Annotated in this window: 9 protein-coding genes; 2 read left to right on the forward strand and 7 right to left on the reverse strand. The window is 70.5% G+C overall.

All coding sequences use genetic code 11. From position 1 onward, the window contains the following. The 6 genes from KN815_RS29510 to KN815_RS29535 form a co-directional block, all read right to left on the reverse strand. The coding region (locus KN815_RS29510; protein ID WP_216344930.1) for a beta-ketoacyl synthase N-terminal-like domain-containing protein at positions 1–1,368 on the reverse strand (1,368 nt) is incomplete at its 3' end. A 137-nt stretch (positions 1,369–1,505) separates the two neighbouring features. Then, on the reverse strand, positions 1,506–2,480 hold the full coding sequence (gene rfbB, locus KN815_RS29515) for a dTDP-glucose 4,6-dehydratase (protein ID WP_253209314.1): 975 nt from the start codon (positions 2,478–2,480) through the stop codon (positions 1,506–1,508). A gap of 13 nt (positions 2,481–2,493) precedes the next feature. Beyond that, on the reverse strand, positions 2,494–3,366 hold the full coding sequence (rfbA, locus tag KN815_RS29520) for a glucose-1-phosphate thymidylyltransferase RfbA (RefSeq protein WP_216344937.1): 873 nt from the start codon (positions 3,364–3,366) through the stop codon (positions 2,494–2,496). Positions 3,367–3,502: 136 nt separating this feature from the next. Then, positions 3,503–6,379: a helix-turn-helix transcriptional regulator gene (locus KN815_RS29525; protein WP_253209315.1), complete on the reverse strand. Its 2,877-nt coding sequence runs from the start codon at positions 6,377–6,379 to the stop codon at positions 3,503–3,505. Between the two features lie 587 nt (positions 6,380–6,966). After that, on the reverse strand, positions 6,967–8,685 hold the full coding sequence (locus KN815_RS29530) for a 3-hydroxyacyl-CoA dehydrogenase family protein (protein ID WP_216344933.1): 1,719 nt from the start codon (positions 8,683–8,685) through the stop codon (positions 6,967–6,969). A gap of 38 nt (positions 8,686–8,723) precedes the next feature. After that, entirely contained in the window at positions 8,724–9,788 is a 1,065-nt protein-coding gene (locus tag KN815_RS29535; RefSeq protein WP_216344934.1) for a 3-oxoacyl-ACP synthase III family protein, read from the reverse strand. Between the two features lie 296 nt (positions 9,789–10,084). Here KN815_RS29535 and KN815_RS29540 point away from each other — a divergent pair, with 296 nt between their 5' ends. Beyond that, positions 10,085–11,530, forward strand: coding sequence for a lipase maturation factor family protein (locus KN815_RS29540; protein WP_216344935.1), 1,446 nt, complete (start codon positions 10,085–10,087; stop codon positions 11,528–11,530). Positions 11,531–11,549: 19 nt separating this feature from the next. On the opposite strand, the gene KN815_RS29545 is transcribed toward KN815_RS29540, so the two are convergent. Beyond that, positions 11,550–11,864 carry a hypothetical protein gene (locus KN815_RS29545; protein ID WP_216344936.1) on the reverse strand — a complete coding sequence of 105 codons (315 nt, stop codon included), beginning with the start codon at positions 11,862–11,864 and terminating at the stop codon, positions 11,550–11,552. Positions 11,865–11,969: 105 nt separating this feature from the next. On the opposite strand from KN815_RS29545, the gene KN815_RS29550 reads away from it, so the two are divergent. Next, positions 11,970–13,730: heavy-metal-associated domain-containing protein (locus tag KN815_RS29550; RefSeq protein WP_372458507.1), on the forward strand; the 1,761-nt coding region annotated here is incomplete at its 3' end.

Raw genomic sequence — 13,730 nt, forward strand, 5'->3', positions numbered from 1 at the left:
CCGCAGCGCCGCCTCACCGCGGGCCGAGAGCACCCAGGGCACCACATCGAGGTCCATCGGCCGCTCGGCGGCCGGGTCTTCGAGGGGTGCCTGCTCCAGCACCATGTGCACATTGGTGCCGCCCATGCCGAATGAGCTGACGCCCGCGAGCCGTGGGGTGTCCGCCTCCGTGGCCCAGGGGGCGAGGGCGGTCTGGACCGTGAGGCCCAGGGTGTCCAGGGGGATGGCGGGGTTCGGTGTCTCGTAGTTGAGGCTCGGGAACAGTTCGCGATGGGCGAGCGAGAGCAGCGTCTTGATGAGGCCGGTGATTCCGGCGGCGCCTTCGAGGTGGCCGACGTTCGTCTTGGCGGAGCCGACGCGCAGGGCGGCGCCGTGTGCCCGGCCGGCGCCCAGGACCGCGCCGAGTGCCTCGGCCTCGACCGGGTCGCCGACCTTGGTGCCGGTGCCGTGCAGTTCGACGTACTGGACCCGGGCGGGGTCGACCCCGGCGCGCTCGTAGGCGGCGCGCAGCATGGCCTCCTGCCCGTGGGTCGCGGGGGTGGTGAGGCTGTCGCCGCCGCCGTCGTTATTGGCCTCGGAGCCGCGGATCACGCCCAGCACGGGGTCGCCGTCGCGCCGGGCGTCCGCGAGCCGTTTGAGCACGACGAGGCCGCCGCCCTCACCGCGCACATAGCCGTTGGCACGGGCGTCGAAGGTGAAGGAGCGGCCGTCCGGGGAGAGCGCGCCGAACCGGGAGGCGGCGATGAAGCTGTCGGGGGCCAGGTTGAGCTGGACACCGCCCGCGACGGCGGTCTCGGTCTCGCCGCGCCGCAGGCTCTCGCAGGCCAGGTGGACGGCGGCCAGGGACGAGGACTGCCCGGTGTCCACGGCCACGCTGGGGCCGCGCAGTCCCAGGGCGTAGGAGACCCGGTTGGCGATGATGCCGCGGTTCAGACCGGTGAGGGTGTGCTGGGTGATGGTGGCCGGTTCGCGGCGGTGGACCAGTGTCGCGTAGTCGTCGGCGATGGCGCCGACGAAGACGCCGGTGCGGCTGCCCTCAAGATGCGCGGGGACGAGTCCGGCGTTTTCCAGGGCCTCCCAGCACAGTTCCAGCGCGAGGCGCTGCTGGGGGTCCATGGCCAGTGCCTCGCGGGGTGAAATCCCGAAGAACTCCGGATCGAACTCGGCTGCCGTTTCGACGAACCCGCCGAATCGAATGCCGGCGTCCCGGAGCTCATCGGCATACCGGTCCGCCGGAATCTCCGTGATGGCGCTTGCTCCATTGCGCAACAACTGCCAGAACTCATCCGGTGTCGATGCGCCCGGTACGCGACATGCCATACCGATGACCGCGATGTGCCCGTCACGCACCAGGGAGTTCTCCGACATCACGACCTCAGACTCTTCTCTCAGTGGAGATACGACGGGACTGGACCGACCATGATCCGGAAGTCGACGGTATGGGCTCGGGAGTCGCCTCAACCACCCCTAACCGTCGGCACCCCTAACCGTGGGTATAGGGGTGGTCACCTCCTCTTGAGAGGTGACCACCAACCGCGGTGTGCCATGTACCACTTGGCGGTTTCCGCGAGGCCGTTCTCGAACGACATCTCGGGGCGGTATCCCAGTTCGGCGGAGATTTTCGCGATGTCCACGGAGTAACGGCGGTCGTGGCCCTTGCGGTCGGGCACCCGCTCGACCAACGACCGGTCGGCACCGAGGAGTTCGAGCAGCCGTTCCGTGAGTTCCAGATTGGTCAGTTCGGTGCCGCCGCCGATGTTGTAGACCTCGCCCGGGCGGCCGTTCTCGGCGACCAGGGCGATACCGCGGCAGTGGTCGTCCACGTGCAGCCAGTCCCGGACGTTTCCGCCGTCGCCGTAGAGCGGCACCGGTTTGCCGTCCATGAGGTTGGTGACAAAGAGCGGGATGACCTTCTCGGGGTGCTGGTAGGGGCCGTAGTTGTTGGAGCAGCGGGTCACGCAGACGGGCAGCCCATGGGTGCGGTGGAAGGCCCTGGCCAGCAGATCGGAGGATGCCTTGGACGCGGAATACGGCGAATTGGGCTCCAGCGGTTCATCCTCGCTCCAGGAGCCGCTTTCGATGGAGCCGTAGACCTCGTCGGTGGAGACGTGGACGAATTTTCCGACCGCCGCGTTCGCGGCCGCGTTGAGGAGTGTGTGCGTGCCCAGGACATTGGTGCGCACGAATTCCTCGGCGCCGGATATCGAGCGGTCGACATGCGATTCCGCGGCGAAGTGGACCACCAGATCGGTGCCGTGCAGCAGCTCGCCGACGAGCTCGCCGTCGCAGATGTCGCCGTGGACGAAGCGCAGCCGGGGGCTGTCGGCGACCTCGGCCAGATTGGCCTCGTTGCCCGCGTAGGTGAGCTTGTCGACCACCACGACCTGGGCGTCCGCCCAGGCGGCGTACGCCCCTGTCAACGTCTGCCGGACGAAGTGGGAGCCGATGAAGCCCGCGCCGCCGGTCACAACTATGCGCACTGGAGACAACCCTTCAGCGATGATTGGCCGCGATATCCATCAGGTATTTTCCGTAGTCCGTCTTGCCGAGTTCCGCACCGAGCTCATAGCAGGCCGCCGCGTCGATGAAACCCATGCGGAAGGCTATCTCCTCGAGACAGGCGATCCGTACTCCCTGGCGCTGTTCCAGAAGCTGCACATACTGGCCCGCCTGGAGCAGCGAGTCATGAGTTCCGGTGTCCAGCCAGGCGAATCCGCGGCCGAGCCCGACCAGTCTGGCCTTTCCTCGCTCCAGATAGACGCGGTTGACGTCGGTGATCTCCAGCTCGCCGCGCGCGGAGGGCTGTACGTTCTTGGCGATGTCCACGACGTCGTTGTCGTAGAGATACAGACCGGTGATCGCCAGATTGGACCGGGGGGCGGCCGGCTTCTCCTCGATGGAGATCAGCCGGCCGTGCTCATCCATTTCCCCGACACCATAGCGCTCGGGGTCCTTGACTCCGTAGCCGAAGAGCACACAGCCGTCGACATGGCTTGCCTCGTTGTGCAGCATCTTCGAAAATCCGGGCCCGTGGAAAATATTGTCGCCGAGGACCAACGCCACCTGGTCGTCGCCGATGAACTCGGCTCCGATGATGAATGCGTCGGCGATGCCATTGGCCTCGGGCTGTTCGGCGTACTCGATCGAAAGGCCCAGCCGCCGGCCGTCGCCGAGGAGTGCGCGGAACAGCCCCACATGGAGCGGGGTGGAAATGATCTGGATTTCCCTGACGCCGCCGAGCATGAGCACCGACAGCGGGTAATAGATCATCGGTTTGTTGTAGACGGGAAGGATCTGCTTCGACACCGCATGTGTCAAAGGATGCAGTCGGGTTCCGCTTCCTCCGGCGAGGACTATGCCCTTCATGCGGCCAGAAGCTATCAACGCGGTCGGCCCGCGCTCCAGGTCTGCCACCGCGATAGGGGGGTAATCAGGGGTGGCCATGGAACAGGGGTGGCATCGTGTGGCCACCCCCTCCGCGGGACCTCGCCCCGGTCAGCGCTCAGGCGATTTCATCCACCTGGGCCCGCAGCGCGGTCGGCAACTGCTGGCGGCTCCTGATATTCAGCTTGCGGTACACCCGCGTCAAATGCTGCTCAACTGTGCTGATGGTGATGAAGAGGCTGGCGGCTATTTCCCGGTTCGTATAGCCGTCCACCGCCAGGGCGGCGACCCGGGCCTCGGATTCGCTGAGCTTCGTGCCCAGGGACGGCGGCACCGTCGGCTTCGGGCCGAGCGGTCCGGACACCGGCCGTACCACCGGCCGTGGATCGCGGGCCTCCAGACCGGAGTCGAGGCGGATCCGGTCGCACAGCTCCTCGGCGCCGCACTCCTTGGCCATCCGCCAGGCCCGGCCGGTGATGGCGTCGGCCCGTCCGAGCTCCCCGGAGCCGCGCAACGTACGGCCGAGATCGTCCAGCGCCCGGGCCAGCTCCAGCCGGTCGCCGGAGCACTGCAACTCTTCCACGGCCTGGCCGAGCAGCCGGGACCGGTTCTCGATATCGCCCGCGGCCGCGAGTAACCGCAGGGAGACGCCGCGGACCCGGGAGTCCCCGGCGCCGTTCCTGGCCAACTGCTCGGAGACCAGGTTCGCGGCCTTCTCCCGGTCGCCGAGCTCCAGCCATGCCTCGGCGGCGTCGGAGCGCCAGGGCAGCAGCGCCGGCTGGTCGAGCTCCCACAACTGGGCGAGCCGGCCGGCCATCAGGAATTCACCGAGCGCCGCGTTGATGCGGTTGGTGGCCAGGTAGTAGCGGCCGCGGGCGCGGGTGTAGCCGAGTCCGTAGATGCTCTTGAACAGCGCCTCGGGGACCGGGCGGCTGAGCTGCCGCGCCGCCGCGTCGTACTTGCCCATCGCCGTGTACGCGAGGATCTGGCTGGCCAGCGGGCCGCCGATGAAGACGCTTCCGTCGCTGCCGGGCACGATGTCCAGGGCGGTGGTCGCATAGGCCGCCGACTCCACGAGGTTGCCCTGCCGCAGGGCGATCTCGGCCCGGATCGAGGCGAAGATGGCCCGCCAGCCCGGTGCCCGGCGCCGCTCGGCCTCCTCCATCAGCGAATCGCACCACGGCGCCGCCCTGTCCGGGCGGCCCGCGTACACCAGCGCGTTCACCGAGTTGACGATGGGTTCGAAAGTGGCGTCGGTGAGCGGTGAGACCTCGAGCACCTTCTCCGCCGCCGCGACCGGCGACTCCTCGCTCCCCCCGCGGCCGAAGAAGCCGCTGAACGCCGCCGTGATCGTCGACAGCGAGGAGGGTCCGCGGGATCTGAGCGGGGTACGGGAGGCGCCGCCGTCCTCACCCTGGCGCGCCGGGGCCCCGGGGCCGCGGTCCTGCGCACCGGAGTCCTGGGCCCAGCGGGCGGTCATCCGGAACTGGGCCAGCGAGGTGGGTCCCGCGTTGCTCATGACGGTGTTGAGCCGGCCGATGGCGCCGCGTGCCTCCTCGATCCGGCCGTGGGCGAGCAACAACTCGATCAGCCGCCCGATATGGGCGGCGGGCAGCCGGTCGGCGTACAGCGCGGCCAGCGGCTCCTCCAGCATCCGCTCGGACGCCGAGGGGTTGAGCCGCCACATGATCCCGGCGGTGCCGATCCTGATACCGGCCCGCAACTCCTCGTCCTGGCAGGCCGCGTACGCCAGCTCCAGACAGGCGACCGCCAGCTTGGCGTCGTCCTCGGCGAGCGCCTGCTGCGCGGCGTCCCGCAGCAGCGGCACCGCCCAGGGCTCGTCGGCGGCCTGGGCGGCGAGCAGATGGCGGGCCACGGCGAGGGTGGCCCCGCCGCCCTGGTGCAGCAGGACGGCGGCGCGGCGGTTCATGTCCAGCCGGACCTCGGGGTCCGTGTCCTCCAGCACCGCGGCCTCGACATACGGGTGGCGGAAGGCGAGACCGCCGACGAGGCCCGCCGCGTCCAGCGCGGCGACTCCGCGCCGGGTTCCGGCGGAGCCGATGCGCAGCAGCCGGCCGAGGAGTTCGGGGGAGGCGGACGCGCCGAGCACCGCGATGCCCTCGGCGAGCCGGGAGACGGTGTACCCGCTGCGGTAGACACAGGTGAGTACGGCCTGGATGAACATGTCACCCACTACGGGCTCCACGGCGCGACCGTGCCGTGGGGGTGCCCCGGCAGTGCGGTAATCGTCTATCACCGCGCGTAGCAACAACGGATTTCCGCCGCTTACCTCGTACCAGGTGTATGCCACATCGGCCGAATCCGGGAGTCCCAGACGGATGGTCAGCAGATGCGCGGTTTCCTCCCAGGACAGCCTCTCCAGCCGCAGCCGCTGGAAATTGGGCTGGCGCAGCAGTTCGGTATTGAAGACGGCGTCCTTCTGATCGCTGTCCGTCGCCTGTGCGAACACCATGAGCAGTTTGGCGGAGTGCGAACGGGTCGCCAGGTACAGCAGATACTGGAGTGACTCCGCATCGACGAGCTGGAGTTCGTCGACGCAGATCACCACCGGTTCGCGTGAGGCGAGTTCACACAGCGCGGCACGGAACTCCCGGGCTCCCTGGATATGCGGCGGGGTCCCGCCGGCGGGGTCGCCACCAGGGGTTTCGCGGGGCTGTGCGGCGTCGAGGGCGCCTTGGTCGAGCGCTTCGCGCAGATGGTCGGCGGTCGCCTTGGGCAGCCGGGGTGAATCCAGAAGCTGGCGCAGAGTGCCTAGCGGAGCCCGGTCGGCCGACGTTCCGTATGCCTTGAGGACAAGGGCTCCGGCCTTCGCCGCATGGGCCGTGACGGCTTCGAGCGTATGGGTCTTGCCACAGCCGACGGCACCCTCGACGAGCACAATGCCCGCTTCCCCGGACAGGCATCGGGAAAACGTCCGGCGAAGTCTCTCGAATTGTGCGTCGAATTGTCTGGCTCTGGCCGATGAAAATACCATTGCTCGCACCCCCGAATGCGACGCGAAGCACTGCTCACGGCAGCCCGAACGACTTCCAGCAAGCTATACGCCAACCGGCCACGCCACCATCGCCGCACGTAAAATCATCGTTAACGAATTACCAATTTCTGAGCGGACTGCCCGACGATCGACGAAATCGATGCCATCGAGCCGGCCCCTACCTGGGACAACGCCGCGAAGCCGAAGTGCACCAACGCCCTGACAACCCTGCGCCACCCCCGTTCACGTGGGCATTTGTTCGGAAGGCCCAGCATACACGAGACCCCCTGGCAACACCCGGGATAACTCATGACATCCTTGGCTTCGACACCAAGTGGTCATCCATTGGGGCACCCCGGGATCCTCTTCGAACACTTATTTGCCCGTTTTGATCGCTAATGCGATTCTTATGTCTGTTGCCGATGGTAACCGCAAGCGATTCGCCGGGAATTCTCATGCCATAAAGCGGACAGAGACACGGTCACGCCAATCCCTGTCACAATGAATTCCACAGCCACACATCCAGCCCGACATCCAACCCGCACATCCAGCCCTTGGACTATTCCAATGGCATGTGATACCCCATGTCATCGCTCGTGGAGGTGCAGCCCCCTGCCGCCCTTGCGACCCAGGTGACCCGCCTCGACCAGCCGCTCCAGATGGCGGGCCGGGACCAGGGCCGGATCCCGGAAGGTGCCGTGCAGGGTGCGCTGGATGGCGAGCGAGACATCGAGGCCGATCACATCCAGCAGGCGCAGCGGACCCATCGGATAGCCCTGCCCGGCCGCCATCACCGTGTCGATGTCCGCGGCGGTGGCCCAGCCCTCCTGAACCATCGCCACCGCGCTGTTCAGATAGGGAAAGAGCAGGGCGTTGACGATGAAACCGGCCCGGTCCGGGCAGTCCACGGCACGCTTGCCGAGCGCCGCGGCCACCGCGTGCGCCGTGCCCAGCGCCTCCTTGGCGGTGAGCACCGTGTGCACCACCTCGACCAGCCGCATCACCGGCGCCGGGTTGAAGAAGTGCATCCCGATGACGTCCTCGGGCCGCCGCGTGGCCATCGCGCACTCGATGACGGGCAGGCTCGAGGTGGAGGTGGCCAGCACCGCCCCCGGTGCGCACACCCGGTCCAGCCCGGCGAAGACGGCCCGCTTGACGTCGATGTCCTCCGCCACGGCCTCGATCACCAGGTCGCAGGTGCCGAGCGCCTGAAGTTCACGTCCCGCGGTCAGCCGGTCCATCGACTCGGTGAGCAGCTCGGGGGCCAGCTTGCCGCGCCGCACTCCCCGCTCCAGCGAGCGCTCCACGGCGGCCGTGGCCTCCTTCGCGCGCACCTCGCTCCGGGCCACCAGCACCGTCGGATAGCCGGAGCGCGCGCACACCTCCGCGATGCCGACGGCCATCGTGCCCGAGCCCACCACGCCGATCCGGCGCACCGCGCGGGCCGGTACGGGCTCGCCGAGGCCGTCCGCCTCCCCGCCCCGGGCGGCGCCGCCCGCCGCGTACTCGTAGAAGCCGCGGCCCGCCTTCACCCCCAGCAGACCGGCGGTCACCATATGGGCCAGGGTGGGCGCGGGCGCGTACCGCGGATCGCCGGTGCGCTCGTACAGCGCCTCCAGGGAGTCCCGCGCGGTGTCCAGGCCCATGGCGTCCAGTTGGGCCAGCGGCCCCATCGGCAGTCCGCAGCCGAGCGTCATGGCGGTGTCGATGCTGTCGCGCGAGGCGTAGCGCCGCTCGTACATGGCCACGGCGTTGTTGAGGTACGCCATGGTGAGCGCGCCGCCGATGAAGCCCGGCCGGTCGGCCACCGGCACCGGGATCCGGCCCAGGTCGCGGACCAGCTCCCGGACGTCCGCCAGGACCGCGGCGCCGGTGAGCGGGGTGCCCACCACCTCCACCGCCCGGTCCTCGCGGTCGGGGCCCAGCGGGAAGAGGTGCAGCCCCACCGTGCGGTCGGTCCGCCCGGAGCCGAAGGCGATCTCGGTCACCGGGAGCCCGGTGGTCGTGGTGGCGAACACGGTCTCCGGCGGACAGTCGGCGTGGGCGCGGGCGAGCAGCCGGCGCTTGGCCTCCAGCCGTTCGGGGACCGCCTCGATCACCAGATCGGCCCGTGCGGCGGCCGCCGGGTCGGTGGTGAACTCGACGGCGGATTCCGCCGCGTCCACCCGCCCCCGGCCGCGCCGCAGGGCCGCCTCGTCCCGCTCCACGGCGATCACCCGCCGACCGCCGCGGACCAGGGCCTCCACGAGGTGGCGGCCGGTGGTGCCGAGCCCGAACACCGCGACGGTGGGAAAGCGCTGTGCCATGCCGATGAGTCCTTTCACTTGCTGGGACCTTGGGTTGGTCACGAACCGCCGTGGCCGTCCTGCCATCTGACGAGCGCCGCGCCGAGCGACATCCCGCCGCCGAAACCGGCCAGCAGCAGCAACTGGCCGTCGGTGAACACGCCCTGCCGCCGGGCGTCGTCGAGCGCCAGCGGGATGGAGGCGGCGCTGGTGTTGCCGTGTTCGGCCACCGTCAGATGCGTACGCGCCCGCGGCAGCCCGAGGTCCGGGAGCGCCTTGGCCAGCAGCACGCCATTGGCCTGATGGGGGATGAAGTGGTCCACGCTCGCGGCGTCCGTGCGATGCGCGGCCAGCAGGGCCCGTATCGCACACGGCAGCTCGGCCAGGACGTACTCGCTGACCGCGCGGCCCCGCATCCGGAAGAAGTGGCCCCCGTCGGCGAGGGTCTTCTCGGACGCCGGCGCGCGGCTGCCGCCCGCCGGCACCTGGATCAGCTCATGGAGTGCGCCGTCGCTGGTGAGCAGCGATCCGGTGAGGCCGTAGCCGGGGCGCACGGGCCCCAGCACCACCGCCCCCGCCCCGTCGCCGAAGAGCACCGCGGTGCGCCGGTCGGTGCGGTCGATGATGCGGGAGTAGACATCGGCGCCGATCACCAGGGCGTACGGGGCGGGTCCGCCGGAGCCGGCCGACAGCAGTCCGGCCGCCGTCACCAGGGCGAAGACGAAGCCGCTGCACACCGCGTTGATGTCGAAGGCGGCGGCGCCCGTCGCGCCGATCCGGTGCTGCACCAGACAGGCGGTGGCGGGCTGGGGGTGATCGGGGGTCGAGGTGGCCACCACGATCCAGCCGAGCTGACCGGCGCGGATCCCGGCGTCCGCGAGGGCGGCGCGGGCCGCCTCCACGGCCAGGTCGGAGGTGGCCTCATGGTCGGCGGCGTAACGGCGGCGCCGGATCCCGGTCTTGGCCGAGATCCACTCCGCGGTCACCCCGGCGCGCTCGGCGACCAGCTCATTGGACACGGCCTCGGCCGGCAGATACGAGCCGGTGCCCAGGATCCCGACGGGCGGGCCGCCCGGTGTCGGGACCGGCGGGCCGCCCGGTGTCCGGAGCGGATAGTCGGTCATCTCGGTCTCCCGGCCCGCGCGGCCACCGCCGCCTTCGCCGGTGCCATCGCTGTGGTCGCTGTGCGCGGGGTTCGGCGGTGCTCGAGAAGAAGCATTGAGTGGTTCCCTCCGGATCCATGCCGGGCTTTGACGCTACGGACCGGGCACGGCACGGATAACCCCTAACCCGTCACCCCCCCTAGGCCCCCTACCGGATGAACCCGGTCCGCCGTATGAGCCGGCGCATGGCGGGCACCCGCCCGAGGTGGTACCGATACATGCAGGCCGAAGGCAGACCGGCTCAGGGAGCGACCCCCATGGAGTGGTTCACCTCATCCGACTACTGGCTGAGCCGACTGGTCTTCCAACGGGGGCTGGCCGCCGTCTATCTGATCGCCTTTCTGACGGCGGCCCTACAGGGCCGGGCGCTGCTCGGCGAGCGGGGGCTGACCCCGGTGCCGCGCTTCCTCGAGCGGGTGCCGTTCCGACGCTCGCCCAGCCTGTTCCATCTGCACTATTCCGACCGGTTCTTCGGCTGCTGCTCCTGGCTGGGGGCCGCGCTGTCCGCCGCGCTGCTGGCGGGGGCCGCGGACCGGGCGCCCCTGGCGGTCGCGATGGTGGCGTGGCTGGTGCTGTGGCTGCTGTATCTGTCGATCGTCAACGTGGGACAGGTGTGGTACGGCTTCGGCTGGGAGTCCCTGCTGCTGGAATCGGGGTTCCTCGCCGTCTTCCTGGGCAATGAGCACACCGCGCCGCCCGTGCTCGTCCTGTGGCTGCTGCGCTGGCTGCTGTTCCGGGTGGAGTTCGGCGCCGGGCTGATCAAGATCCGTGGGGACCGCTGCTGGCGCGACCTGACGTGCCTCTACTACCACCATGAGACCCAGCCGATGCCGGGGCCGCTGAGCTGGTACTTCCACCATCTGCCGAGGCCGCTGCACCGGGTGGAGGTGGCGGCCAACCATGTGGCGCAGCTCATCGTGCCGGTGCTGCTGTTCACCCCGCAGCCGGTCGCGAGCGTGGCGGCGGGGATCGTCGTGGTCACCCAACTGTGGCTGGTGGCCTCCGGGAACTTCTCCTGGCTCAACTGGCTGACGATCCTGCCGGCGCTCTCGGCGGTCGACGGGCGCCGCGCCGCCGAGGTGCTCGGGCTGCCCGGGCCGCCGCCCCTCGCCGCTCCCCCGGTCTGGTACGAGGTGGTGGTGCTGGCCGCCGCCGCGCTGGTGCTGGTGCTCAGCTACTGGCCGGCCCGCAATCTGCTGTCGGGCCGTCAGCTCATGAACTATTCGTTCAACCCGCTGCACCTGGTCAACACCTACGGGGCGTTCGGCAGCATCAGCCGCAGCCGGCAGGAGGTGGTGATCCAGGGCACCGGCGACGCCGTCCTCACCCCGGACACGGTCTGGAAGGACTACGAGTTCCGGGGCAAGCCCGGCGATGTGCGGCGGATGCCGCGCCAGTACGCCCCGTACCATCTGCGACTGGACTGGATGATGTGGTTCGCGGGGCTCTCACCCGCCTACGCCGGGTCCTGGTTCACCCCGCTGATCGGCAAGCTGCTGGTCAACGACCGGGCGACGGTGAAGCTGCTGCGCGCCACGCCCTTCCCGGGGACGCCGCCCACCCATCTGCGCGCACGGCTGTATCTGTACCGCTTCACCACCCCGGCGGAACGGCGGGCCACCGGGGCCTGGTGGCATCGGACCCTGCTGAGCGAGTTTCTGCCGCCGGTCAGGCTGGAGGACCACGGCTCGTCGCGGACGTGACACCAGGCCGGGCCGACGCTCAGGCGGCGGCACCCTTCACGTTCGGAGTCTCGGCGCCCGGCGGGGGGTTGCGCAGCACGGCGTAGCCCACGCCGACGCCCACCGCGACCGGCCATTCCAGCACTCCGGCCAGGCCCATCGCGCCGAGTCCGAGATAGAGCGGAAGTCCGCCCTTGGCGGGCAGGATCCGCCGTGCGGTCCTGATCGGCATCGTGGCCACGCTCGCCGTGGCCATGGCGGCGCGGGGGACGGTGAAGGTGACGGTGCGGCCCTTCCCCCGGGACGCGCCCGTCTTCCGGGTGTCGGCCGTCTTGGGTGTCGTCGCTGCGCTCACGCCTTCCTCCTACCGGATGTCACTTTGGTTACTTTGCGACGGAATTAGGTAAGCATAGGCCGAATTTACGATCCCGGCATATCAGGACCGAGGGGAGAGCAGCCGTTGCTGCCCATCACTACGTTCACGGGCCTCGTCTCCGCTCCGTCCCGCGGGATCAGCGGGCTGCGGCTGCGCCTTGCGGACATCGCCGACGTCCTGCGCGACACCGGCGACCGGCGCAGCAGCCGGAGAGTGTGGACCCGGTCCGGCCGGGCCCATGTGGAGGTCCACGGGCTCACCGGCCACGGGGAGGGCCATGAGCGGCTGGCCCGCGCGGTGGAGGACGCGCTGCGGCGGGTGGCGGGCGTCAACTGGGCCGGGGTGAACGCGGCGCTGGGCCAGGTACTGGTCGACTTCGACGAGGACCAGCTCGGCCCCGAGGACGTACTGAAGGTGGTCGAGCGCGTCGAAGCGGCCCAGGGGACGGACGCGGACTCCTTTCCGACGAGCCGTCCGCAGCCGCCGTTCGCCTCCGCGCCCGCGACACTCGCCGCGACCGCGCTCGCCGCCGATTGCCTGGGCCTGGTGGCGGCCACGATCCGACGGGTGTCGATGGTGCCCGCGCTCTCCCCGGCACTGCGCATCCCCACGGTGATGGCGGAGATCCAGCCGCGGGTGCGCGGTCTGCTGGAGTCCCGGCTCGGCCGTGCCCAGGCCGACACTCTCATCGGCGTGTCGAACGCCGTGGTGCACGCCCTGACCAGGGGCGAGGCCCCGCTCGCCCTGGACGCGGTGCAGCGCATGCTGCAACTCGCCGAGATCCGCGGCCGGCAGGTCGTATGGCAGAGCCGGGAGCCGGAGCTGGTGACGGACGGCGACGGGCTCCCGGAGCGCTCGCACCCGCCCGTTCCCCGGCCCACTCCCCTGCCGCACGGGCCGGTGGAGACCTGTGTCGACCGCACCTCCCTGGCCTCGCTGTCCGGTGCGGGCGGGCTGCTGGCGTGGACCCGCGACCCCGAGCAGGCGGCCAAGGCGCTGCTGGCCACCGTGCCGAAGGCGGCCGCCATGGGGCGGGAGGCGTTCGCCGCCCGGCTGGGCGATGTGCTGGCCCGCGACGGCGTGGTGCCCATGGACGGCACCGCGCTGCGGCTGCTGGACCGCGTGTCGGCGGTGCTGATCGACTCGCGGGTGCTGTGCGCCGGCCGTCCGCGGCTGCTGTCGGTCACCACCGTCGGCGACCTGGGGGAAGCCGAGGCGTGGAGCGCCGCGCAGTCCGTCCTTGACCGCCGCACCCTGCGGGAGCTGTCCGGCGAGGGGCCCTGGACGCGCGGCCCCTGGCGGCTGGAGCGGCCCCACGACATCCCCGCGGCGATCCCGGCGAGCCCCTTGGCGCTGACCGCGGACCTGCACGGCGAGGACGGCCGACGGCAGGCCCGGATCCGGATCGGCTGCGAACTCGACCCGCTGGCCGACGCCGTGGTGGCGGCGGCCCGTTCCGGTGCGCGGCGTCTGGTGCTCACCGGACACGCCAGCACGCACGAGATCGCTCCATGGGCCGACGAACTGCTCCCCCTCGCCACCTCGCTGCCCGACACGGTGCGCCGGCTACAGATCGAGGGCCACGGCGTGTTGCTGATCAGCGGCGAGGACGACGAGGCGCTCGGCGCGGCCGATCTCGGCGTCACCGTCACGACACGCGGCGAGCGGCGGGTGTGCTGGTCGGCCGATCTGATCTGCGGCCCCGGGCTGCTCCATGCCTGGCGGGTGCTGCGGGCGCTGGAGGACGCGCGCTCGGTCAGCCGGCGCTCGGCGCGGCTGTCGATGGGCGGTTCCGCGCTCGGCGCGCTCATCGCCGCGGCGGGGACCCGGCCCGCGGTGGCCGGG

It is taken from the genome of Streptomyces niphimycinicus, assembly GCF_018883605.1.
GTDB lineage: Bacteria > Actinomycetota > Actinomycetes > Streptomycetales > Streptomycetaceae > Streptomyces > Streptomyces niphimycinicus.